This window comes from Natrononativus sp. DTA114 (genome assembly GCF_059736515.1).
This window is the reverse complement of the sequence record NZ_JCASSN010000005.1, coordinates 256,136-280,913: the sequence shown is the minus strand read 5'-3', so window position 1 is coordinate 280,913 and position 24,778 is coordinate 256,136. Positions and strand designations below refer to the sequence as shown.

The window sequence follows — 24,778 nt, the reverse complement described above, 5'->3', positions numbered from 1 at the left end:
CGGCCCAGCCGACGATGAAGCCGGCGAAGCGAACACCGATCGCGCCGAGGGAATCGTTTCCGTAGCGGTCGACACGTCGAACGGGACGATGACACTCGAGTACGATTCGAGCCGACTATCCTCGCGGAATGCGGTGCGGACGGCCCGCCAGATGGCGGCCACGGCCGTCGATCCGGCCGCGAGCTGTACGCTCCACGTCGGCCAACAGCACGGGCGCAGCTGTGAGTCGTGTGCGCTCGCACTCGAGCGTGAACTCCGTACGGTCGCGGGTGTCCGCGACGTCAACGCCTCGTTTCACAGCGGCATCCTTCGGATCGACTACGACGAACGAGTCACGTCACCGGCCGATCTCGAGCGCGTGGTTCGCGATTTCGGCGTCAAACCACGAGAAGAGGCGGGGGAGGACGACGACGGGCGGTCGACGCTCCGCAGGGAGGCGGCGTTCGTCGGCGTCACATTCGTCGGAATGATCGGCGGGCTCCTGGCTGGCTGGTTCGGTGCGCCGGCGTGGGTACCGTGGGTCGCCTACGGAGCCGCGTACGGCTTCGGCGGCTGGTACGGGCTCAAAGCCAGCATCGAAACCCTTCGCCACCGCGCCGTGGACATCGACCTGCTCATGATACTGGCTGCACTCGGCGCCCTCTCCATCGGCGCACCGTTCGAGGGGGCGATGCTGCTCTTTCTGTTCTCGCTCTCGAACGTGTTACAGCACTATGCCATCGGTCGGTCCCGTCGGGCCATCAAGTCGCTCATGCGAATGCGTCCGGAGTCCGCTCAGGTCCTCCATGATGGATCGGAGGTGACAGTCCCCATCGACGACGTCGAGATCGACGACGTGTTCGTCGTTCGACCCGGCGATCGCTTTCCCCTCGACGGGGTCGTCGAATCGGGCGAGAGTACGGTCGATCAGTCGTCGCTGACCGGTGAATCGATGCCCGTGGCGAAAGAGCCGGGCGACGAGGTCTACGGCGGGACGATCAACGAAACCGGTAGCCTGGAGGTGCGCGTCACTCGCCAGGCCCACGAGTCGGCCATCGCCCGCCTGATCCACATGGTCGAAGACGCCCAGGGCCAGAAGGCCCCGACCCAGCGGCTCATTGATCGCCTCGAGCAGCCGTACGTCCTGGGCGTGTTCGCGCTCACGGCGGCTGCGATCGCGATCCCCACGATGCTCGGCCACGAGTTCGACAGCACGTTCTACCGTGCCATGACGCTCATGGTGGCAGCGTCGCCCTGTGCCGTCATCATTTCGACGCCGGCGGCGGTGCTGTCGGCCATCGCAGCGGGTGCGCGACAGGGCGTTCTCTTCAAAGGCGGCGAGTACGTGGAGACGGCGGCGACGATCGACGCAGTCGCCTTCGACAAGACGGGAACGCTCACCGAGGGCGATACGAAGCTGACGGACGTGGTCGTCCGCGACGGCGCGACACTCGAGGGGGCGCCGCTGACGGACGATAGGTTGCTCACGCTGGCTGCGTCGGTCCAGGCTCGTTCGGAACACCACCTCGCGGCGGCGACCGTCGACGCCGCCGACGAACAGGCTCTCGAGATACCCGCCGCACACGGGTTTCGGGCGACCGTCGGGAAGGGCGTTCGGGCGGTCGTCGAGGATCGGACGATCCATATCGGAAACAGGCGATACTTCGATACGCTCGAGGCGGACGCCGGGAAAAACGGGTTCGACGCCGGGTTGGAAGCGTTACGAGCGCTCGAAGACGACGGCAAGACGAGCGTACTCGTTGCGGACGAAACTGATGACGGAATACGCGTGCTCGGATGGCTCGCGTTCACCGATACCGTCCGTCCCGGCGCTGCTGAGATGATCGATCGGATTAGAGCCCTCGGCGTCGAGCACGTCGTCATGCTGACGGGAGACAACGAGCGGGTCGCGCGAAACATTGCCGAGGAGGTCGGGATCGACGAGGTGAAAGCGGAGCTGCTTCCTGAACAGAAAGTCGAGAGCGTCGAGGAGTTGCTCGCCCGCTACGATACCGTCGCCATGGTCGGCGACGGCGTCAACGACGCACCGGCACTCGCGACGGCGACGGTCGGCATCGGCATGGGTGGAGCGGGCACCGACGTCGCACTCGAGACCTCCGATATCGTGTTGATGTCTGACGACCTCAGTAAGATTCCATATGCCCTCGGTCTTGGCCGTGCGACCCGTCGAACCCTGTTGACGAACCTCAGCATCGCCTTCGGCGCGATCGTGATCATGATCGGTGCGATTCTGACCGCAGGCATTCCCCTGCCGCTCGCCGTGATCGGCCACGAGGGATCGACCGTACTCGTCTCGCTGATCGGGCTCCGACTGCTCGGATATAGCGGCTGACTCGGTCGGAGCGCCACGCTCGAAAGCGTCGCTCGCAACAGGGACGTACGAGCGGACGACTGTCGGCCCATCTCGAGTTCCCATAGGGCCCTTTCCCAACCGGAGTCGGGTTCCAGGTGGAGCGGCGTCCGGCCCGATAATAACTCACCGTCATTATTGATGTTCATCCAATCTACTCTACAATCGTTATGCTCACTGGGCGCATACCACACGGTATGGCAACGACAGATAAATCTCCGGGCGAAAAAACCCTCGCACGCCTCTCGAGTGAGGCGGTCCACTCCTTCACGGCGGAGTTTCACGGCGACGTACTGCTGCCGTCCGATCCGAACTACGACGAGGCCCGCGAAGTCTGGAACGGTATGATCGACCGGTACCCGGCGATAATCGCCCGCTGTACGGGCGTCGCCGACGTCGTCGCTGCGGTGACGTTCGCGCGTAAACAGGATCTCGAGGTGACCGTCCGCGGCGGAGGCCACAACGTTGCCGGCACGGCCCTCAGTGACGGCGGCCTGGTCGTCGATCTCACGGAGATGAACGGCGTCCGCGTCGACCGCGAGCGAAACACGGTCCGGGCGGAGGGCGGGGCAACGCTGGGCGACGTCGACAGGGAAACACAACTGTTCGGCCTCGCGACGGCCCTCGGCGCTGTCTCGGAGACGGGAATCGCCGGATTGACGCTCAACGGCGGCTACGGCCATCTGAGCCGACAGTACGGGCTAGCAATGGACAATTTGAGGAGCGTCGACGTTGTGACCGCGGACGGGACAGTCTACACCGCGAGCGCGGACGAAAACGAGGACCTGTTCTGGGCGGTTCGCGGCGGTGGCGGCAGCTTCGGCGTCGTCACTTCCTTCGAGTACGCTCTCCATGAGGTCGGGCCAGCGGTAGACGTGCTCTTCACGTGGTTCCACGGCGACGACGCGACCGCAGTACTGGCCGCGTTCCGGGAGTGGACCGCCAGCGCACCGCGAGACGCCGGCGTGCTCGCCTTTACCGTCCACGTCCCGGAACTCGAGGAGTTTCCCGAAGAAACGTGGGGCGAACCGGCGGTGGCGCTGCTCGGTTCCGCTCGCGGCGGTGAAGACGGCGACGAAGTGTTCCGATCGCTGCGCGAAAGCGCGACGCCGCTCGCAGAGCTGAGTGGTTCGATGTCGTTCGTCGACCTGCAGTCGATGCTCGACGAGGACTACCCGGACGGGCTTCGCTACTACTGGAAGTCGATCTACCTCGAGGAACTGAACGACGAGGTCCTCGAACTCGCGATCCGGTACGGCGAATCCGCCCCGTCGGCGCTGTCGACGGTCGACTGCTGGCATCTCGGCGGTGCGGTCGCGGACGTTCCCCGGGAGGAAACGGCGTTCTGGCACCGCGACAAGCCGTACATGCTCACCTTCGAAGCCAACTGGGAGAATCCCGACGACGATGAGGTGAACGTCGCCTGGGCCCGCGAAGGGATCGCCGAGGCACAGCGACTATCGATCGCATCGGGTCGGTACGGCAACTTCCCGGGACTGAACGAAGACCCGGCGAAACTGCTCTACGGAGATAACTACGATCGGCTGGTCGAGATCAAGACGAAGTACGATCCGACGAACCTGTTCGCCCCGAACGGCAGTATCGTTCCGCGGGCGACGGAGTCGTGAGTCGACCTCTTCGGCTCAGTTGTGACACAATGATAGCGGAAACCCACGACTGTAGTCGTCGAGGGACGTCACTGTTCTGTCGTCGCCGAATCCAAAGCCGCTCTATAACGGGGATGATAAGAGATCCCCGGCATGGCAGCGAGGGCCGGTGTGTGTTTTCGAACCCACCACAGCACCGTCGCGACCCCCCGCTACGTAGACAACGTAACTCCGTATGCAAAAGTATTTCTTACGAATATCATGATCGTCCCGTATGCTTACGCGAAAACGCAAGCACAAAGGCCGGTGTTGCTACTCTCCGTCGTCGTATAATACAGACTACTATCCGCGCCCCCTCACAGCCCAAGAAGCCTGAGCACAATTCCCAGCACAACACCCGTGATTCCAACGATAATGCCAACGCCGGGGATGACAGGAATCGGAATGAGGCCGATACCGAGGATGATCGCGAGAACGATAACGACTGTCGAAAGTCTGACCATACGTCATCTATTAGCGTCTCGAGTGTAGGTGTTGGGCTTGCTGATTCACTTCACGACCTAACCGCGTACAGTCGGGGACTCTCACCGACACAGCGAGGAGTCATCATCCGCGAGGTGGGTGTCTCATTCCATCGGTAGCGAGTGATAGGCGTTCTGCCAGGAGACGGTCGATCCCCTCACTCGTTGTCATCACCACTCTTTCGGCACTTAATCCGTGGTATTCCCTTCGTCGTCGGTAACGTTCTCCCCCTCGGTTTGATCCGGTTCGTCTTCGACGCCCGGTTCTTGACCGTTCCTATTTTCGGCAGTAAACAGCAGTCTCTCTCGTGAATTGAGTGGTGCTGTGTGTCGCTGGGCTTGACACTGAAACTTGGGTACTGCTATTGTTTTTCGTCTCTGTCGGGGTGACAGCGGGCGCTATGAAGCACGACCCACCACCAGCAGTCACATCTTTCTCCGACTGTCCGATAAACGCTATGGGCGCTTCACCGAACGCGAGACGCGGGCCAGCGGAACGGCTAGCTGGCACGATTTCAAAGTCTCCCGTGTAGGAGGACGTGAAATCGTGGTTCAGCGTTGCCGAGTCACTGAAGAACACGCGAGCCACGTTGACTGCACCAACGTAGTCACGGTCGGCTTGGAACCCACATCGGGCGTTGTCACAGCGGAAGTGACCGCCCCACCACACCTCGCGGAAGTGGTCGGGAGACTTCGTGGTGTGGCCGGTGGAACCGCATCGAGGGCACGACCGAGACGTGTCGCCCGGACGCACTCGCTCCACGTGCAATCCGGCAATGTCCGCCCGATACTCGATTTTCGAGATAATCCCTCGGCGTGCCCACGAACTGAGTTCCCACGAGAGTTGGCCTTTACCACGAGGTGGAGATAAGGAACGGAGGTCTTCGTGAACAATCGCATCCACATCGTACACGAGAGCGAGTGCGAGGACTTGGTTGGCTACGTCGTGAACAAGTTGCTCTCGCTTGTTCCGAATCGTGTTGTTCACTCGTTCATACTCTGCGTGAACCTGTTTGAACGAGTCCGTGTGGTCGCGTCCATGTCGGCGCAGGTACGCTAACTTGGAATTGAGTTGATTACGTTCACGTGCAAGGTTTTTCATCCGTTCTCGCTCCGTGTTCTGGATGAAGTATGGTACGGAGAGTTGCTCTCCATCTTCATCCACAACGACTGCCGTGGAATCTTTTCGGAGGCCACCGTCAATCGCTAAGACGGTTCCAACGCTGTCCGTTTTCTCTTGGTGTTCGACTTCGACGGGGAATGATAATTCGTAGTAGTCGTCCCCCGTTTTCGTCTGTGTGGGGTGGAACGAGGGTGCGGAGAGGCTGCCGTGTTCGAGTAGTTCGTGGAAGGCTTCGTAGCCTTCCAGCGTGTGTTCTGTCCACGTCCAATCACCCCGAGTTTCGGGTTCGACAGTATCGGGTGTTTTGAGTTTGACCGTAAGCGTCTGCGTGTCTTCGTCGTATGTGTATTTCACGATCTGTCCGCTTGTCGGGCCGTCGTCGGCGGAGTACGGAAGAACTCCTTTCGAGTACGTGGGGCATTCCTGCATATCGAAATACGATTCAGGAAATCGACCGTGGCAGTCGTAGTGCGAGTTGAGTTGTCCGATGAGCTGGTCAACGTACCCGGATTTGATGTATTCTTCAGAGCCCCAGAGTTGTTCTTTGATTCGTCGGGTGTGGATACGCCGAATCTTGTGGTCTGGAAGTAGTGGTTTGATAGTCTGAAATGCTTCGCGTTTGTCGGCGTGACTCCGTAGCGTCTCTCCGGCTTTCTGCATCGCACACCGTTTGTACCGACTGGGGAGGTACAAGTCTACATTAGCAAAGGCTTCGGCTTCGTCAAAGTATTTCCATGCTTGATACGAGTAGTCGTCAAGTCCAGTGAGGTGTTTGGGCGTCCAGTATCGACCGATAAGCGTGTTGGCTACACTGGTGGTGAGTGTGTCCAACCGGGCGTGGCTCTCTCGCTCCTCGAATGGTAATCTAATCGGGAGTGCGAGGTGACTACTCATCTGTTTCCACCTCTTCCTCCACGGTTTCGACTATGCGCTTGCGTTTCGAGGAGCGCATCCCGTACAGTTTGCCTGCGAAACTAGCGACGAGTTGTAGGAGGTCGTCCACAAGTTCTTCGTGTGCGGTTTTGTCGGTTTCTTCGTTGATAACAGTGATTTCCACCCCGTGCTGGTTGAGGAGGCGTTCGAGGTAGGAGAATCCGAATCGAGTGAGCCGGTCTTGGTACGTGACGAGAACACGCCCGTAGTCAGCGTTCTCTGCGTCGTCCAAGAGCTTGTTCATCCCACGCCGGTTCTCATTGAGTCCGCTTCCTACGTCAGAGTATTTGTTTTCGATGCTCCATCCGCGGTCGTGTGCGTATTCGGTGAGGGCGTCGAGTTGTCGGTTAAGGTCGCCGTCTTGTTTCTGGGCGTGGCCTGAAACGCGCCCATAGATGGCGACTTTATCGGTTCTCCTCGATGGTTCACCTGTGAGTCGTTGAAGTTCGGTGTGTGGAATCCGTCGATGTCCACCGGGGGTTCGGGAATACGTGATTTGGTCGTCTCTGCACCACGTTTTGACTGTTTCACGGTGGACTCCAAGTTCATCTGCGAACTCTCCTATGGAGTACACCTTTGCCATTACTGCTATTTACTGCCGTTCACTACTTAAAAATCCTGATTTTTGTAGCAGTGACGCGACCCCTTCCCGCCCTTCAGCGCAGGAGGGTGTCAACGCTTCCGTCCGGGGCTCTGTGAGTGCGTCGACTCGCCGTATTTCAGCAGATAGAACGTAAATACGAGCGAAACGAATATCGCGAGAAAGGTCGCGACGCCGACGAAGTGCTTCTGGATCGGTACGCCAAGTTCGTGAATGTCGACTTCGGCCGCCGGAGCGGCCTCTCCGTTATCGGGTTCTTCGCCAACGATGATGTCACCTTCCATCCCCTGTGCGATGTGGGGATCGCAAACATAGTGATACTCACCCTCGACTTCGAACGTGAACTCGTACTCGAATCCGGTGTTTTCGATCGGTTCGTGACCCTCCCAGTCGGCGTCTTCGGGTTGCTCGGTGGGGTTGACGTTGTGGTTGTCCGACTCCCACGTCCAGACGACCGTCGCGCCAGGTTCGACGGTCAGTTCCTCGGGCTCGAACACGAGGTCCCCACCGGGGCCGACGATCACTTCCTCGGTTCCGCCGTCCGTTTCCTCCGTTTCTTCGTTCCCCTCGGTTTCGTTGTCCTGAGCGGCCGCTGTAGCCGTTGCACCGGTCGTAGTTGCACCGGCGAGAAACACCCGTCTCGAAACTGTCTCTCCTCTCGCCATGTAAGTAGTTCACAACCCACAGCGATGAAGGTCGCCCCTGAGTATGCAGAGCGCAGCTGTGTTCGCCCGAGGGTCCCGAAGCAGCCGTGGCACCACTCCCAGGAGCCAGGCACGCTCAGACACGTCGTCGGTTCCGCCGGGTCGAGACACCCGGCGCGGAGCGGTGACGTGGTCGGCCACCACGACCATTAACAGTGCTTGTTATTAACAAGCATATTTCGGAAAGCTCTATTAAACCTGGTGACCTATATGTTACTGTAGCAAGAGCGGTGAGGGCAGACTGGACGCCCGTTTCGGGCCGTCCTCCGCGGATGGACGAAACGGGTCGCGGCAACCACCAACTGACCCGTAACACGGTCACAAGGTCAACGCCTCACAGGAGAATCGAACCGGCCCACATCCCCGTTGCCTGGGAAACGGGACGTGAAGACCAAGTAACGGACGGCACGCAAGTGTCGTTCGCGAACCTGATGAGCCGACGTCGAATTCGACGTCGGCTCATCAGCAGGGTCGTACGGGTCGAGGAAAGCGTCTCCCGTCCAGGTCCTAGTCGCCGCTCTTGGGCGAATTTTTGCGAGTGCCTGAGGCGCAACGAACACCGACCGGTCTGTGTCCACGCTGGCCGTCACTCACCGGAATTACGTCTCGGTTTCTGAGACCCCCGCCGCGTTCAGATACTCCTCGAGGAGTCGCGGAAACTGGCCGCCGCGGAGATAGCGGAGGCCGAACTCGTCCGCCCAGGCGATGATTCCCCGGTCTTCGGTCACCACACCAGCGTCGAGTTCGCGGGCGAGGATGAGGAGATCGAAATCCTCTCGAGAGTCGAGGACGCCCCGACGGAGCGCACGACGATACTTATCACGCATCTGTGAGAGAATCCGGTCGGCCTCGGTCATGAACTCCTCGCGCCCGTCGCCGTCCGAATCGGCGGCCAACTGAGCCGGATCGAGCTGTTCGACTTCGCGGAGTGCCTCCTCGGAGACCCGCAGGCCGCGGTCGACCCGCCCGCTCATCTCGTCGATGAAGTCGTACACGATGTTCGCGGGGATGGTGACGCCATATCGATCCGGACTCTTCCGGATCACCCAGGTGTCGAGTCGGGAGAACACTTCGTCACTGACGTCCCGATCCCGGAGCATCGTCGCGAGTTCGTCGTGGATCGACGGCGGCACGTAGAAGGACATGTTGAGCTCGAGGCGGGCAGTCGCGATGAGTTCGAGTAACCGATCCACGGCCTCCTCGAGGGATTCGTCGTCCTCGCGGATCTCGTCGGTGAGAAACAGCGAGGTATCCAGGACGAACTGCTGTCGCGGTGGCTCCCCGGGCATACCCGCAGTTTCGTTCCTCTCGTACAAAGCTTTCACCCGGCGTGACGAGCCGCGTCGGGGCATCGGGCGACCGCTTTTGACCGGCCAACCCGTTTAACACGGTATGGAGTTGCATACCTACGTCGACCGGCTGGATCCGACGACCGACGATCCGGAGGAACTCCTCGAGCACTTCCAACACCAGTTCGCCGCCGGCCGACGCTACGCCGTGCTCCCCGATGCGCGCCACGGCGTCGAGCGCGGAACCGTCATCATCGACGCAGCGGACGTGGTGATCCGGGGCTATCCCCACATCCCGCGGATACTCGTGCTCGAAGCGGGTATTCCCGCGTTCTTCGACGCCGACGCGACTGTCGCGATCGAAGAGAAACTCAACGGGTTCAACGTCCGGATCGCCGACGTCGGCGAACCCCTCGCGTTCACGCGAAGCGGGTACGTCTGTCCGTACACGACGGCTCGAGCGCGCGAACTGTTGCCACTGTCGACGTACTTCGCGGACTACCCCGAGACAATGCTCTGTGCGGAGTTGATCGGTCCGGAGTCACCGTACACGGCTCACGACTACGACGAGGTCGATACGAACGACTTCCGGGTGTTCGACATCCGTGACCGGGAATCCGGCGAGCCGATTCCCGTCACCGAGCGCCGTGATCGCTGTCAGGCGTACGGACTCAGACAGCCTCGGTACTTCGGCGAGTGCGACCGAAGGTCGGCGATCGGCCGCGTTCGTGACGCGATCACCGAACTCGACGTCGCCGGACGCGAGGGAGTCGTGATGAAATCCGCCGACGGAACGGCGATGGCCAAGTACACGACCGAAACACAACACCACGGCGAACTCGCGTACGCTTTCTCGCTCCCGTTCGACTACGGACAGGACTTCTTTTTCTCTCGTGTCGTCCGCGACGCGTTCCAGGCCGCGGAGTTGGACGAAGGCGACGAGCGCCTTCGGGAGCGGGCTCACGACCTCGGCGAGTCGATTCTGCTGCCGATGGTCGAGACGATCCGGAACGTCGAGGACGGGGAACCGATCGGCGAACGGCACGTGATCCGCGGTGACCCCGAGTCCATCGAATCGCTGCTCGAGCATCTCGAGCGACAATCGTTGACCCTCGAGATCACGAACGACCGTCGCGACGGGGACGAGCGGGTCGTCGAGTTCGTGAAGGTCGCAGCCGCCACTCGAGATCGCATCCGGAACCGTCTGGAGGGCGAGGGAGCTGTCCAGTAACTCCCGTCCCTCGCGGCGGTCCCCGAATCAGCCACTGGCTCGGTGCCCTCGACGGCGAGAACGACTGCAACGCGAGCGTCTCGGTCTCTCCCGTAGGTTCGCCGTAGGAACCTTTATATAAAGTCATCCGGAACACTCTGTGAGAGGTGGCAACATAATGCCAGGGTCAGAGACGCACGGGAGACGCACATTCCTTCGAACGTCGGCAGCAGCGGGGGGTGCCGTGGCACTGGGCGGTTTGGCAGGCTGTACGGATCTCCTCGACGGGGACGGGACGCTGACCGTCGCGGTGTACGGCGGGATCTTCGAGGAAGTCATGAACGACGTGCTCTTCGAGCCGTTCAACGAGGAGGTCGATTTCGAGGCCGAATCCCAGGAGCAACCGACGGCCGAGGAAGCGCTGTCGCAGTACGAGAGCGCCGTCAGCGCGGACGAGGCGCCGGTCGACGTGGCGATCATGTCGACCGTCGGTGTCCTCCGGGGATTGAACTCCGAACTGTGGCACATCTGGGACGACCCCGACGAGTTCGATAACCTCGAGTACATCAGCGACGACCTGGTCGAGGAACGCGAGGGCGGTATCGCCAGCGTCGGCGCGCTCTCGTGGTACATCAATCTCGTCCAGAACACCGACGTGTTCGAGGAACCGATCGACAGCTGGGAGGCGCTCTGGGACGACGAGTACGAGGACCAGATGGGGCTGCTCGGGCTGGCCTCGAACTCCTTCCTGCTCGACATCACCGCGGAGCTCTACTTCGACGGCCAGGAGACGCTCGAGGACCGCGACGGCGTCGAAGAGGTGTTCGAGGAACTCGAGGGCGTCACCGACCAGGCGAACTTCTGGTACGAGAACGAGGCGGAGTTCCAGCAGCGACTGCGGGACGCCGAGGTGCCGGCGGGGATGCTCTACAGCGACATCACGAACGTGATGCAAGACGACGGCGCGCCGGTGGAGTCGAACTTCGTCGAGGAGGGCTCGGTGCTCGACTCCGGCTCGTGGGTCGTCCTCGAGACGACCGAGCTTCACGACGAGGCGCGGCAGTTCATCGATTACGCCTCCCGGCCGGAGGTCCAGGACTCGCTCGCCGAAGGGCTGTACACCGCGCCGGTGATCGACACCGAACACTCCGAACTCGACGACGAAACCTACGAGGCGATCGCCGGTCCCGGACCGGAGGAAGCGATCGTGCCGTACTACGACCTCTACCTCGAGGAAGAGGAGTGGGTCAACGAGCGCTGGGAGGAGTTCATCATCGGTTGAAACCGATGAGCGGCATTTCACTTTCGGGCGTCACGAAGCGCTATCCCGGCGGCGTGCTCGCGGTCAAGGGCGTCGACATCGACGTCGAGAGCGGCGAGTTCGTCACGCTCGTCGGCCCCTCCGGCTGTGGCAAGACGACGACACTGCGAACGATCGCCGGCTTCGAGCGACCCACCGAGGGAACGATTTCGATCGGCGGCGTCGACGTAACGGACGCGCCGCCGTACGAGCGCAACACCGGGATGGTGTTCCAGGACTTCGCGCTCTTTCCGCACATGACCGTCTACGAGAACGTCGCCTACGGGATGAAGGTCGACGGCGACCACACCGACGAGGATATCGACGCCAGGGTCGCCGAGATGCTCGAGTTGGTCGAACTGCCTGGCGTCGCGGACCGAACCCCCGACCAGCTCTCGGGCGGTCAGCAACAGCGGATCGCGCTCGCTCGAGCGCTCGCGCCCGAACCTGACGCGCTGTTGCTCGACGAGCCGCTGGCGAGCCTCGACAAGAAGCTGCGCGAGCAGATGCAGGTCGAGTTGCGCCGTATCCAGCAGGAAGTCGGGATCACGACGGTCTTCGTCACGCACAACCAGGAGGAGGCGCTGACGATGTCCGACCGACTCGCGGTGATGAACGACGGCCGGTTCGAACAGGTCGGCCCACCGGGGGAAGTGTACGACGACCCTGCGACCCGCTTCGTCGCGGACTTCCTCGGGACGGCGAACCTCTTCGACGGCACGGTCTCGAGCGTCGAGAACGGGTACGCGACCGTCGACTGCGGAGACGTGACGATGCGCGCCCGGAACGCCGGCGTTGCGGCCGGCGAGTCGGTGTCGGTCGTCGTCCGCCCGGAGCGCTTCGCCATCGAAGCGAGCACCGACGGCGCGGGAGCGGCGACGACTGAGAACGCCTTCGAGGGAACGGTTCAGTTCAGACGCCACCTCGGCAGCAGCGTCGAGTACCGCCTCGAGACCGAGGGTGGGCGCGAACTCGTCGTCGTCAGGCGCAGCGGAACCGACGAACGCACCGCCGGCGATCGAGTGACCGTCAGCGTCGACGCCGACGACTGCCGGATCGTGGAGGCGTAGATGGGAGCGAACTCGACGACAGGCGACGACGGAGACGAGAGCGGTCGCGCCGGCGTCAAATCCAACACCCGGTGGTACGTACTCGGCTATCCGCTGTTCTGGCTCGTCGCGATCTTTCTCGTCCCGCTCGGACTGCTCGTGGTGTTCAGCTTCTACGTGAACATCCCCGGCGGCTCCTACCGATCCGGGTTTACGCTGGACAACTACGCGCGCTTTCTCGACGTGAGCCTGACGACCGGCTGGCCGCCCGTCGAGGCGAACCTGTACCTCAGACAGCTGTGGCTGACGATCGAGATCTCGCTCGTCACCGCCGGCGCCACGCTGCTGCTCGGCTACCCGATCGCGTACTATCTCGCACGAATGAAGCGGCCGTGGCTCCGGAGCGTACTATTGATCACGATCATCTCCTCGCTGTGGGTCACCTACGTGATCCGGGCGTACGCCTGGCAGGTCATCCTCGCCTCCGGCGGCGTCCTGAGTTCGATCGGGGTCGCCACCGGAATCCTCGCCGAACCCCAGTCGTTCTACCCGGGCTACTGGGGGCTCGTCGTCGGGATGGTGTACGTCTTCCTCCCGTTCATGATCCTCACGCTGTACAGCAGCATCCGGAACATCGACGGCGAACTCCTCGAGGCATCGAAGAATCTCGGAGCCGGACCGGCGACGACGTTCCGGCGAGTGACGCTCCCCCTCTCGCGAAACGGAATCGTCAGCGGGCTCGCGCTGGTGTTCATCCTCGCGCTGGGGGCGTACGTCATGCCGCGGCTGCTTGGCAGTGCCGCCGAACGAACTCTTCCTGTGTTGATCGAAGCCCAGATCATGGGCGAGCAGAACTACCCGTTCGGTGCCGCGATGAGCCTCGGCCTGATCGCCGTCGTCCTGGCGTTCCTGTGGGTCATGGTGCGGTTTACGAACGTGACCACCGCTAGTCTCGGCGGGAGCGAGGTCGCGGAAGCCGACGGCGGTCAGCCGGAGTCGACCGGGTTCGGATCGTCCGGTGCGGCGGGCGGGCTCAAACGCGGGCTCGGGTCGGTCGCCTCGGCCGTCGGGCTCACCCGCCTCACACGCGCGGCCGGACGGCAGTTCGATGCGGCCGTTACGAACGTCGACGCCCGGACTCGAGAGCGCGTCATCTGGACGGCGAGCCGGCTGTACGTCGCGGGGGTAATGGTCTTCATCGCCGCCCCGCTCGCGATCATCATTGCCGTCTCGTTCACGCCGGAACAGTTTCTGACATTCCCGCCGGGCGGGTTCTCGCTGCAGTGGTACGCCGAGTTCTTCACCAGCACGTCGTGGGTGCTCGCGCTGCTCACGAGCCTCGGAATCGCCGCCGCGGTCGCGCTGTTGAGCACGACGATCGGCGGCACGCTGGCGTTCGCGCTTGACCGGTACGACTACCGGTGGAGTACGATCATCGGGACGTTCGGCGTCCTACCGATCCTCGTCCCGCCGGTGATCGTCGGCGTGGCGTTTCTCATCTTCTTCCTCGAGCTCGGACTCGCAGGCACCCGAACGAGCATCATCGTCGCCCACGGCATCTTCTACGCGCCGTTCCCGTTCATCCTGATCTCACAGGGACTGGACGAACTCGATCGCGTCTACGAGGAGGCCGCGATGAACCTCGGGGCGTCGCCGCTGCGAACCGTCAGGACGATCACGTACCCGCTGTTGCGGGCGAACGTGGTCTCGGGGGCACTGTTCGCGTTCATCCTCTCGCTCAACGAGTACATCATCGCCTGGCTGCTGTCGCTCTTCCTCGTCGACACCATTCCGATCCAGATCTTCAACTCGCTGCGGTACGGCTACTCGCCGACCATCGCGGCCGCGAGCGTCGTCTTCATCGGTCTCACCGTCGTCGTGATGGTCGCGATCGACCGGCTCTCCGGGGGGATCTGGGAGTGAGCGAGCCGATCACCGTCGCCGTCGCCCAGACGGTGCCCGAGTTCGGAGCGGTCGACCACAATCGCGAGCGAACGCTCGAGATCGTCCGCGACCACGGCGACGCTTCGCTGGTCGTCCTCCCCGAATTGGCGACGACAGGCTACGTCTTCCAGTCGCGCGCCGAACTCGAGTCGCTGGCCGAACCTCGAGGTGGCGAGACCGCTCGGGCCTGGACACGAGCCGCCAGAGAAACAGACACCTGGATCGTCGGTGGGTTCGCCGAAGCCGACGGCGACTCACTCTACAACAGCGCGCTCGTCGTCTCCCCGGATGGCGTCGAGGGCTGCTACCGGAAGCTCCACCTCTGGGACCGGGAGCACCGCTGGTTCGAGTCGGGCGACTCGGTGCCGACGTTCGACACGCCGTTCGGCCGCCTCGGGGTTCAGATCTGCAACGATCTCTGGTTCTCCGAACTGTCGATCGCACAGGCACGGGCGGGCGTCGACCTCGTCGCGGTGCCGACGAACTGGCCGGACTCGAGCGACGGGGTACGACCCGGCGGCTGGACGATGGGCGTCCATCAGACCGTCGCCCACGCGAACGAGAATCGGCTGTTCTTCGCGTGTGCGGATCGGGCCGGCACCGAACGCGGCCTCTCTTTCGAGGGACAGAGCAGTATCGTCGGCCCGGACGGCGTCCCGCTTGCAGGACCGGCACCGACGACGGGTGAGCACGTCCTCGAGGCGACCTGCGACCTCGCTCAGGCGCGGACGAAGGCGCTTTCCCCCCGCGACGACGCGCTCGGCGACCGGCGACCCGACGTGTACGACCTCGACTAGTCGTCGAGGGCCGGTTCCGGTCGGGCCGTTCCGACCGGCTCGAGCTCTGCCCGTTCGACCGTACCGTACAGCGTCTCCCACTCGTCGGCCAGATCGTACTCGCTGAGGGCGGTCAACAGGAGTTCGCCGGGGCCAACGTACGTGATCGAACCGAACGCCCACGTCGATGTACCCCCTGGGAGGTGATCCTGTTCGCGCGGGCGCCGAAACTCGAGTGCGCCGCCGAGTGCTTCCTGGGTCGTGACCGCTAGGTCCTGGGCCTCCTCGAACCGCGTGATCGGGAACTCGCGGCTGTCACCGATCAGGAGGCCGCGCTCACCGGACTCGAGGATGCTCCGGACGTCGCTCCGACCGGCTTCGATGAGCAGCGAGACGACGTCGATCGAGGAGCCCTCGCCGTTGATCACGTCGATGTACCGCAGTAGCCGCCCGCCACAGGTGAGGGTGTGCTCGTCGTCCGGCTGGTCAGTCGGCTCGTACTCGAGAACCCCCGAGTTCGAGATGCTGGCGTCGACGCCGTGGGCGAGCAAGACACCGTCCAGGGTGATACTCGAGGCCGCGATCAGTCGAACGTCGCCCGGTTCGTGCTCGTCACTGTCCTCGACGGCGATGGGCAGGGGTCCGAGTGGGAGGTTCTCGAGGCGGGCGACGAGTTCGAGCGCCGCGTCGACGTTCGCCGCCGGGAGAAACGCCGCCGACGCGACGAGAACGCCGCTGTCGTCGATCGGATCGTAGCTGACGTGACTCGAGAGCGTAGCGATCCGGGCTCGGAGCTGCTCGAGACGGGTGTTGACGTCTCCTCTCTCCAGTTCCGCCCGCCCCGTCGTGGTCAGGCGACGACCCTGGCCGGGGACTTTCTCGGTCAGCCCGGCCGTATCCAGCTCCGAGAGCAACAGTCTGATGGTGCGGTCTTTGATGTCGTACCCGTGGAGTTGCATCAACTCGAAGAGGTGGATGCTGCCGATCGGTCCGTGCTGATCGACGAGTCGGAGGAGGTCGTAGGTCCGTCTGTCGAGATCCGGTGCCATCGATACCTCCACACTCGGCGGGCGTCACTACGAAAGTTTGGGTCGAAAACCGGGCTCGCCGCGTCCGCTCGCTACAACTAAGACGGTGGCAGACGATTGCCAGCCGTGTGCGTATGACATTCCCAGTGACACGCGCGATCCGCGAGACGACTACAGCGCGTCTCGAGTCGCTGTCAGACGGAAGTATCGGCGAGACACGGTGGTTCACCACTGCCGATCGCTTCGCGGCCAGCGCGGGTGAGACCTATGACTGAACCGACGCCAGCCGCGCAGTTCCGCGAGCGCGTCGAGGGCGCCTCGGTCGAACTCGCCTACGCCGGGCTGTCGACGTTTCTCAAGGGCGATCCCCGCGACCTCGAGGACGTCGCGGACGTCGACGCGGCCGTCCTCGGAATCCCCTACGACGGCGCGGTGTCGAACCGGCCGGGCGCCCGCTACGGTCCCGAGGCGATCCGCCGGGCCAGCGGCTGGTGGGCGTACCTCTCCGACTACAAGGGCGGGCTGACGAACATGGGGACCGGCGAGCAGGTAAACTTCGACGACCTCACCGTCGCCGACTGCGGCGACGTGCCGGTGTTCCCGATGGACAGCGAGACCACCGCGGAGAGCATCACCGCCCACGTGGCGACGGTCGCCGAACAGACGTTTCCGGTCGTCCTCGGTGGCGATCACTACTGTACCTTCCCCGCGGTTCGCGGGTTCGCCGAGGGGGCCGGTCACGACCGGGTCGGGTTCGTCCAGATCGACGCCCACACGGATACCGTCTCCGAGAGCCCGGTGTTCGGCACCGACTTCCACGGCTCGAGTACCGCCCTGATCGCGGACTCTCCCCACACCGAGTACAGCGACGTCAGTCAGGTAGGTATCCGGGGGTACGAGGCACCCGAATTCTTCGAGTTCGCCGACGAGACGGGGCTCAACCTCTACACGATGGGCGACGTCGAGGAGCGAGGCGTCGAATCGGTCGTCGAAGACGCCGTCGCGGCGGCCGCCGAAGACACCGACGCGGTCTACGTCTCCTTCGACATCGACGCCGTCGATCCGAGCGGCGCTCCGGGGACCGGTACACCCGTGCCGGGCGGGCTCACGCCCCACCAGGCCCTCGAGACGATGACGGTTCTCGGGGGCGCAGAGACCGTCGGTGCGGTCGACCTGATGGAAGTCGCCCCACGTTACGATTCGACCGAGGGAACCGAACGGCTCGCGGCCTATCTGCTGGTGCGGTTGCTCGAGCGCCAGTTCGCCGAGCGGGCGGCGTGACAGGGTATCAGTGCTGTAGCCCCATCGAACTGGGTGCCGAACTTGAGCGAGGTGGCGCAGATCAAGCGCTCTCAGGTCCCGACTCGTTCAGCGACCGTTTCCCGGAGGTGTGTGATCTCGAGTCGGCGCGGAGGAGTCGACCGTGTTTGTCGTATCCGATTTGCTTGGCTACCGCATTCGAACGGGGTTGAGCAACGGGAGTGGTACAGAAATATACGTATTTCGATATTTTACAAAAGCTAAATTATTTCGTATGATTTAGTTACGAAAATATATGTCCGCTGTAAGCGAGCGAGACCGGTAGAGCAACATGGCCAAATTCGAACGCAGGAACCTGGTTCGGAGGCGTTTGATCGGACTGGAATGGCGGGATGAGACACTAACCGATTTGTTTGTCACCCTCGGCCGGACGATCGTGGTTTGATTCCTTTTTGCTCCGTTCGTCCGTCCTTCCCCGGTTTATGCGCTCTATCCATTGATTCCGCACGGTACGCTGTTTACACATCGAGAATATATTTTAAATAGGTATTTTTTTGCAGGTATGAATTTTAATTAGACATGTGATCTAATTTACTCCAATATCCCACTTCGCTACAAGCGGGTTACACGTCGTTCAAACAGAGGAACGCTTAAAGAGCAGCGCTGTGAACTGATCGGTATGCGACTGGGACGCTTCAGTACCGACGAAGAGTCACGAATCGGTCTGTTCGAAAACGGTACCATTCGTGACGTCACCGCACAGTTCGACTCCTTCCGAGATGCACTCTCTCGACCGGAAGACGCCACGGCCGGCGACGGCGAGACGTTTTCTGAATCCGAGATAACATACCTTCCGCCGACGACCGAACGGAACACCGTCTTCTGTGCTGCGTTGAACTACGAAGCACACGCGGCGGAGTCCGACACGGCAGTTCCTGAGCGACCGTTAGTCTTCATGAAACTCCCGCGAACGCTGGTCGGTCACGGTGAACCGATCTCGTATCACACGCGAGTAACCGAAGAGATCGATTACGAAGCCGAACTCGCGGCGGTGATCGGACAGCCTGCACGCCACGTTTCCCCCGAAAACGCCCTCGAGCACGTAGCCGGCTATACGATCCTCAACGATACCTCCGCGCGTGACCTCCAGCTCGAGCTACCCGTGGGAGAGGAGACGATGCTCGACTGGTTCTCCGGAAAAACGATGCAGGAGACGACGCCGATCGGCCCACACGTCGTCGTCGACGAGATCGATGATCCCCAAAATCTCCAGTTAACCTCTCGAGTAAACGGCGAGATTATGCAAGACGAGAATACCGGCCTGATGATCCGGTCCGTCGCGGAGCTCGTTTCGTTCGTTTCCTCACGAGTCGAACTCGTACCTGGCGACGTTATCGCGACCGGAACGCCCGAAGGTGTCGGGACATTCCAGGACATTCAACTCTATCCGGATGATACCGTCGAAATCGAGATTGAGGACGTTGGGACACTTACCAACACGGTCGAAGAAGCTGACGACTGAGCACGAAATGCGGGGACGTCGCACGTCGAGAACGCAGTTCTGAACGGTTTTCCGGTCGGGTTACTCGTGTCTCGAGCGGGTTGGTCTCGCTATATCGTTTCTACTTCAGGGGACGACATCATTGTCCCTGGCCGTATCTGATAAGGGCCGTTGGGTTGTCCGCCAATGATGGACGACGTGCTGACCGCGCCTGGTGCGGGGACATCCCAGCAACACGTATGAATATTCGATTCTCTATAGGTAATCCCGTTGATTCCGGGTTTACAGCCCAACAAAGGGAATTCGCCTGCCCACTATTCGCGATACCGCCGTGCCCATTACAAGAATATATCTGTAACCCCCAATGCTTCTCGAGATGGCCCTTGCGTCCACTAATGATGGACATTCATTCGTAGACACGCCGCCGTAGAGTTTCGGATTCGGCCGGGGGTTACGAGTACGTCATATTGATGCCGATCACGTTCGCCGCGCTCGTAACCAGTTCAGGGATCTCTTCCTCGAACCGCTCGCTTTTCATTCGACTCGTCGGTCCGGAGACGCTCACCGCTCCGAACACCTGGTCCTTCTCGTCGTACATGATCGGAGCGGCGACACACCGCAGCCCCTGTAACCGCTCTTCGCGGTCGAACGCGTATCCGCGTTCGCGAATCTCGCCGAGTTGTCTGAACAGCGTCTCCTCATCCGTAACGGTTCGTGGCGTGATCGCCGCCAGCCCGTGACGGTCGATCACCCGGCGGACGTCCTCTCGACTTTTGAACGCTAAAATCGCCTTTCCGAGCGCGATACTGTGTAACGGAACCCGCTTTCCCTCGTAGACGTCCAGCTCGACGGCGCGCTCTCCCTGTTCCGTGTGGACGTAGACTCCGCGGTCGTTATCCTCGACGAGCAGGTTCGACCACTCCCCGGTTCGTTCGGCTAGATCAGCGACTTCGGGTTGTGCCGTCTGATACAGTTTCATACGTTCGCGTGCGTACCCCCCGAGTTCGAGGAATTTGAGCCCGACGTGGTACTCGCTTCCGTCCCTCGTCACGTAGCCTACCTGCTCGAGGGTGGTCAGGTGACTGTGGGCCGTACTCTTCGGAATCTCGAGGTAGTCTGCGATTTCGGTCACACCCGCACCGCCTTCGTCCTTGAGGGCCCCCAGCACCTCGAAGGTCAGTTCGATCGACCCGACCGGCTTCGTGGCTTGCTCTGACATAGGAGGGGGAACGTCCGGTGTCACTAAAACTGTTGTCCACTCATGATGGACGAACTCGGAATAGATTAATCCCTATTCATTATCGGAATTTACAGATGACGATAGTGCGGCAGTTGCCCACTTGGCGGGTTCATCGATCGAACGTGCCCTCCTGGTCTCGCGTCGACTGGGTTGTCCCAAAGCGGATACGGAACACCGACGCGAATGTGAACACAAAACAAGATGTCGTGATTGGAGGCGTTACAGCCGCTCTGCGACGTCTTTTACCGTTTCGAGCGTCCTGTCGAGGTGCTCGTCCGTGTGTGCGTGGGTGAGATTGATCCGGCCGAATTTCGGGGGGAAGAACACTCCCTCGCCGATCAGTTCGCTCGCGAACCGCTCATAGGCCTCGATGTCGATGTTGCCGCTCACGTCGCGCCACTCCGTCCACGTCTCCGGTTCGCTGCCGTCTTCGACGAAGTGCAGATAGGTGAAGCCGGCGAACTCCGGGATGAAGACGTTGTGTCCGGCGCCCGCTAGCGTTTCGCGTAGTCCGTCGACGAACTCGCTTCCACGTCGGTCCAGGGAATCGTATCCCGATTGCCCGCGCTCGAGGAGGAGTTCCAGGTTCCCCTTCGCTGCCGCGACGGCGATGGGATGGCCGGAGAACGTTCCCATGAACGTCGCCTTGTCGGGTTCGGACTTGATGAAATCCATCACTTCTCGACGCCCCGTCAGCGCCGCACAGGGGTAGCCGTTTGCCAGCGACTTGCCGTAGATGGCGAGGTCGGGAGTTATGTCGAAGCGCTCCTGTGCGCCGCCCAGGGCGATCCTGAAGCCGGTGACGACCTCGTCGAGGATGAAGAGCACGTCGTGTTCGCGCGTGAGCTCGCGAACCCGCTCGAGGTATCCCTCCGTCGGCCAGAGCAGACCCGCGTTGCTCATCGTGGCTTCGGTGATCACGGCCGCGATTTCGTCGCCCTCGCGCTCGAGTTTCTCGGCGAGCAACTCCGCGTCGTTCCACGGGATCGACTCGACCGTCTCGAGCGTTTTCTGTGGAACACCCGTCGCCGATGGAATCTTCGTGGGATTACGCCGACCGCCGAGCACCCCTGTCGGCGGCAGGTAGTTCATGAGCGCGTAGTCGGTGTGACCGTGATACATCCCCTCGAATTTGAGGATCTTCTCCTTGCCGGTGTACGCTCGTGCTAGCCGCATCGCGGTCATAATCGCCTCGGTGCCGGTGCTGCTGAACTTCGTCCGGTCGCTTCCCGGTACTGCCTCGTTCACCAGCCGCGCCGTCTCGTACTCAAGTTCGTACGTGGTCGCGAAGTACGCACCGCGGTCGAGTTGGTCGTCGATGACCGCACGCTGGTGGTCCGGTCCGTGACCGCTGATGATCGACGAGACACCGCAGTGATAGTCGATATACTCGTTTCCGTCGACGTCCGAAATCTCCACGCCGTCCGCTTCGTCCATGTAGATCATGGGGTACGGCGAGTACGACGTTCGACCACGGTAGTTCGAGGATGCCGCCTCGGGAATCTCCTCCAGGGCAGCGTTTTGCAGTTCGATCGAGCGGGAGTACGCGGCCAGTGGCTTCTCCCCGTACGATTCGTCGGTCGTGTCGATTGTCTCTGAGTCGTCTGTCATGGGTAGGTAATTGGTGTCGTTGCGTTATGTCAGTGTGCGGTCCATCCACCGTCGACGTAGAGTGCCTCGCCCGTGATCCACTCGGCATCGTCGGACGCGAGGAACAGAACGGCGTTCGCGATGTCCTCCGGCTCCCCGAACCGCGGGAGGAGCGTCTGCTCTCGCCCAGCCTCGATCGCCTCCTCGGGAAGGTAGTTCCAGTTGGGCGTTCGAACCGGACCTGGGCAGACCGCGTTCGCGGTAACGTTGTCCGCGCCGTAGGCGGCCGCAATGTCGCGTGTCAGGTTAACCGTCCCGGCCTTCGACGCCGCGTAGACTGGGTCGTTCGAGGCCTCTTGTGATTGAACCGAACCCAGGTTGATGATCGTTCCCTCGGTCCGTTTCAGTTCCTCGATGGCGTGCTTCGAGCAGTAGAACTGTCCCGAGAGATTGATCGCGAGGACGCGCTGCCACTCTTCGATGGACAGCCCCTCGAGATCGGTTGGCGCGTGATCGCTGTGGACGCCCGCATTGTTGACGAGGACGTCGAGGCGACCGGTGGACGCAATCGCCTCTTCGACCAGCGCCCGGCACTGCTCGGGGTCGGCGACGTCGGTCTGAACGAACGACGCCTCTCCACCCTCGGATTCGATGAGGTCGACGGTCGGCGTGTCGTCATCGAGCGTGGAGTAGACGCCCTCCTTCGGCTCTTCGCGAACGTCCCCAATGACGACGCTGGCTCCTTCGCGTGCGCACTTTACGGCGATCGCACGGCCGATCCCTGTGCTTCCTCCTGTGACGAGTACTGACTTGTTTTCGAGTCGCATTGTATGGTTATTTTCGCTCGGCCTTCCCTCGGCGTGACCCGTCGGCTCCGGGTGGTATCGAGTGGAACGCCGTGTTCGTCTGTGTTCTCACAACCGTGGCCTGCATTAGATAGCTATCGGTCGAGTTGTGCGTTTTTCAGCTCCCAGTTTAGCTGGACGGGATGCGTTTCGTAGTTCTGTACCTCGGTGGTGTACGCTTCGACCCGGTCTCGGTGGTAGAGCACCGCCTGATACGCCTCGTCGACGAGGTACTGCTGCAGTTCTTCGTAACTCTCGTATCGTTCCTCCTGGGATTCCGCGGCGTTTCCGGCCTCCCATAGCTCGAAGGGCTCGTCGTCCTCGATCGGCATGAGCGGCCGCGCGTACTCCTGGTCGTGGAGGCTGCGGAGGACGTCCGGATCGGGAGAGCTGATGATGAAGTCGACGACGATGTCGAACTCGCGCCCGGTCATTCGATCGACCCACGTACCGATCTCCTCTTCGTTGAGATCCGGATCGAACCCAGCCTGACTGAGGTTGTCCTCGAGGATCCGCCCCATTTGACTCAACACCGGATCGTCCGGCGAGGAGAGAATCGTGATCTCGAGCGGCGTCTCGAAGCCGGCTTCCTCGATGAGCGCCCGGGCGGCTTCGGGATCCGCCCCCATATTGTACGGGGCGTAATCGGTGTGCCACGGACTTTCCTCGGGGAACCACGTCTGTGCAGGCGAGCCGAATCCACCGTCGATGATCTCGAGCATTCCCTCCCTGTCGACGGCCTCGTTGACCGCCTGCCGAACCTCCCGAACGGTAGTCGGCCGCTCCGGTGATCGTCCCGCTTCGGGTTCGTCCAGGGGGTTCATGTGAATCATACGGTAGCCGCCGCTGGGCTGGCGATCGACCGTGATGTTGTCGTCGTCTTCGAGATCGGAGATCTGGTCGAGCGGGGGATCCCTGAGCAGGTCTATGTCTCCGTTCTGTAACTCCGTCATCCGGACCGACTCCTCCCCGATCGGTCGGCCGACGAACTCGTCGACGTGCGGGAGGTCGTCGTCCCAGTAATCATCGAACTTCGACAGCCGGATGTAGTCACGTGGCTGCCACTCCTCGAATTTGAACGGCCCCGTTCCGACGGGGTGGTCCTGGGCATCACCCTCCTCTTCGAGGGCGTCAGGCGAGAGGACGGACAGCCCCATGTAACCGAGCCAGGCGCTTACGCTCGCTTTGGGTTCGTCCATCTCGAGGCGCAGCGTGTACTCGTCCTCGGCCGACCAATCGTCGAAGATCACGAGATTGTCCGCACGCGGTGAACCGACGTCCGGGTCCGCGATCCGATCGAAGTTGTAGACGACGTCCTCCGCGACCATCTCTCGCTGGTGGGGCGGATGGAACTCGACGCCCTCGCGCAACTCGATGTACCATGTCTGTCCGTCGTCTTCGATATCCACGTCCTCGGCGAGCAGTTCCGAGAGTTCAAGATCGCGGTTGATCTGGAACAGTTGCTCGTGCATGAGTCCGCCGACGGCGTAATCGACCCACAGACCCCCGTACGCGGGGTCGAGGTTCGTCAGGGGACTCTCGATGGTCGACTGCAACGTGTTTTCGCCGGTATCGACGTCTTCACCGTCATCAGCTCCGTTTTCTAGCCCGTTCCCCTCGACTGCGCCGTCACCGTCGTCTGCACAGCCGGCGGCTGCCGGAGCACCGAGTGCTGCAACCACTGCGAGGTAGTGCCGACGGCTCAAGCCCGACGACTCGAGGTCGACGAGTGGGGTAGATTTGTCACTAGGTGACATACGAGTATGCGTATCACTGATGCACCATAAACCTACGCAAAAACAACTCTTCTGCTACATTATCGCGAGCGGACTGTGATGGGATGGCTGGCACATGTGATCGACCCCCACGATTTATATGGGAGCGAGCGCAACCGTCCAGTACTCGAC

The 24,778-nt window shown here is 61.9% G+C and carries 19 protein-coding genes; 9 read left to right on the top strand and 10 right to left on the bottom strand.

The genetic code is table 11. From position 1 onward, the window contains the following. Positions 1-151 precede the first annotated feature (151 nt). Positions 152-2,332, top strand: coding sequence for a heavy metal translocating P-type ATPase (locus AC6I6S_RS18815; RefSeq protein ID WP_497952355.1), 2,181 nt, complete (start codon positions 152-154; stop codon positions 2,330-2,332). A gap of 215 nt (positions 2,333-2,547) precedes the next feature. Continuing rightward, positions 2,548-3,978 carry an FAD-binding oxidoreductase gene (locus tag AC6I6S_RS18810; RefSeq protein WP_497952334.1) on the top strand — a complete coding sequence of 477 codons (1,431 nt, stop codon included), beginning with the start codon at positions 2,548-2,550 and terminating at the stop codon, positions 3,976-3,978. 335 nt (positions 3,979-4,313) lie between these two features. Here AC6I6S_RS18810 and AC6I6S_RS18805 read toward each other — a convergent pair whose 3' ends face one another. The 5 genes from AC6I6S_RS18805 to AC6I6S_RS18785 form a co-directional block, all read right to left on the bottom strand. Further along, entirely contained in the window at positions 4,314-4,460 is a 147-nt protein-coding gene (locus tag AC6I6S_RS18805) for a hypothetical protein (protein WP_497952332.1), read from the bottom strand. 295 nt (positions 4,461-4,755) lie between these two features. Then, positions 4,756-6,495: a zinc ribbon domain-containing protein gene (locus AC6I6S_RS18800; RefSeq protein ID WP_497952330.1), complete on the bottom strand. Its 1,740-nt coding sequence runs from the start codon at positions 6,493-6,495 to the stop codon at positions 4,756-4,758. Continuing rightward, positions 6,488-7,117, bottom strand: a complete 630-nt coding sequence (locus AC6I6S_RS18795; RefSeq protein WP_497952328.1) for an IS607 family transposase — start codon at positions 7,115-7,117, stop codon at positions 6,488-6,490. Before AC6I6S_RS18795 ends, AC6I6S_RS18800 begins: the two co-directional genes overlap by 8 nt. Positions 7,118-7,206: 89 nt before the next feature. Next, complete coding sequence (locus AC6I6S_RS18790; RefSeq protein ID WP_497952327.1) at positions 7,207-7,800, bottom strand: plastocyanin/azurin family copper-binding protein; 594 nt, start codon at positions 7,798-7,800, stop codon at positions 7,207-7,209. Between the two features lie 638 nt (positions 7,801-8,438). Then, complete coding sequence (locus tag AC6I6S_RS18785; protein WP_497952326.1) at positions 8,439-9,128, bottom strand: RNA ligase partner protein; 690 nt, start codon at positions 9,126-9,128, stop codon at positions 8,439-8,441. Between the two features lie 103 nt (positions 9,129-9,231). Between AC6I6S_RS18785 and AC6I6S_RS18780 the strand changes: the two genes are divergently transcribed. From AC6I6S_RS18780 to AC6I6S_RS18760, 5 genes are all read left to right on the top strand, one after another. After that, positions 9,232-10,359, top strand: a complete 1,128-nt coding sequence (locus AC6I6S_RS18780) for an RNA ligase (RefSeq protein ID WP_497952324.1) — start codon at positions 9,232-9,234, stop codon at positions 10,357-10,359. Between the two features lie 157 nt (positions 10,360-10,516). Beyond that, positions 10,517-11,620 (top strand): ABC transporter substrate-binding protein, encoded by a 1,104-nt coding sequence (locus AC6I6S_RS18775; protein WP_497952322.1) that lies wholly within the window; start codon positions 10,517-10,519, stop codon positions 11,618-11,620. A 5-nt stretch (positions 11,621-11,625) separates the two neighbouring features. Beyond that, complete coding sequence (locus AC6I6S_RS18770) at positions 11,626-12,708, top strand: ABC transporter ATP-binding protein (protein WP_497952320.1); 1,083 nt, start codon at positions 11,626-11,628, stop codon at positions 12,706-12,708. After that, positions 12,709-14,610 carry an ABC transporter permease subunit gene (locus AC6I6S_RS18765; protein ID WP_497952318.1) on the top strand — a complete coding sequence of 634 codons (1,902 nt, stop codon included), beginning with the start codon at positions 12,709-12,711 and terminating at the stop codon, positions 14,608-14,610. It abuts the gene before it with no gap. Further along, on the top strand, positions 14,607-15,428 hold the full coding sequence (locus AC6I6S_RS18760; RefSeq protein ID WP_497952316.1) for a nitrilase family protein: 822 nt from the start codon (positions 14,607-14,609) through the stop codon (positions 15,426-15,428). Before AC6I6S_RS18765 ends, AC6I6S_RS18760 begins: the two co-directional genes overlap by 4 nt. On the opposite strand, the gene AC6I6S_RS18755 is transcribed toward AC6I6S_RS18760, so the two are convergent. Then, positions 15,425-16,456 carry an NrpR regulatory domain-containing protein gene (locus tag AC6I6S_RS18755; RefSeq protein ID WP_497952314.1) on the bottom strand — a complete coding sequence of 344 codons (1,032 nt, stop codon included), beginning with the start codon at positions 16,454-16,456 and terminating at the stop codon, positions 15,425-15,427. The two genes, AC6I6S_RS18760 and AC6I6S_RS18755, sit on opposite strands and share 4 nt — an antisense overlap. 246 nt (positions 16,457-16,702) lie before the next feature. Between AC6I6S_RS18755 and AC6I6S_RS18750 the strand changes: the two genes are divergently transcribed. Together AC6I6S_RS18750 and AC6I6S_RS18745 are read left to right on the top strand one after the other, a co-directional pair. Continuing rightward, entirely contained in the window at positions 16,703-17,716 is a 1,014-nt protein-coding gene (locus tag AC6I6S_RS18750; protein ID WP_497952312.1) for an agmatinase family protein, read from the top strand. A 658-nt stretch (positions 17,717-18,374) separates the two neighbouring features. After that, positions 18,375-19,217, top strand: coding sequence for a fumarylacetoacetate hydrolase family protein (locus AC6I6S_RS18745; RefSeq protein WP_497952310.1), 843 nt, complete (start codon positions 18,375-18,377; stop codon positions 19,215-19,217). A gap of 430 nt (positions 19,218-19,647) precedes the next feature. On the opposite strand, the gene AC6I6S_RS18740 is transcribed toward AC6I6S_RS18745, so the two are convergent. The 4 genes from AC6I6S_RS18740 to AC6I6S_RS18725 form a co-directional block, all read right to left on the bottom strand. Further along, positions 19,648-20,415 (bottom strand): IclR family transcriptional regulator, encoded by a 768-nt coding sequence (locus tag AC6I6S_RS18740; protein WP_497952308.1) that lies wholly within the window; start codon positions 20,413-20,415, stop codon positions 19,648-19,650. Positions 20,416-20,655: 240 nt separating this feature from the next. Next, positions 20,656-22,047, bottom strand: a complete 1,392-nt coding sequence (locus AC6I6S_RS18735) for an aspartate aminotransferase family protein (protein ID WP_497952306.1) — start codon at positions 22,045-22,047, stop codon at positions 20,656-20,658. A 29-nt stretch (positions 22,048-22,076) separates the two neighbouring features. Further along, a complete protein-coding gene (locus AC6I6S_RS18730) occupies positions 22,077-22,853 on the bottom strand; it encodes an SDR family NAD(P)-dependent oxidoreductase (RefSeq protein ID WP_497952304.1) in 777 nt (258 codons plus the stop codon). Positions 22,854-22,966: 113 nt separating this feature from the next. Further along, positions 22,967-24,628, bottom strand: coding sequence for an ABC transporter substrate-binding protein (locus tag AC6I6S_RS18725; protein WP_497952302.1), 1,662 nt, complete (start codon positions 24,626-24,628; stop codon positions 22,967-22,969). Positions 24,629-24,778: the final 150 nt, after the last annotated feature.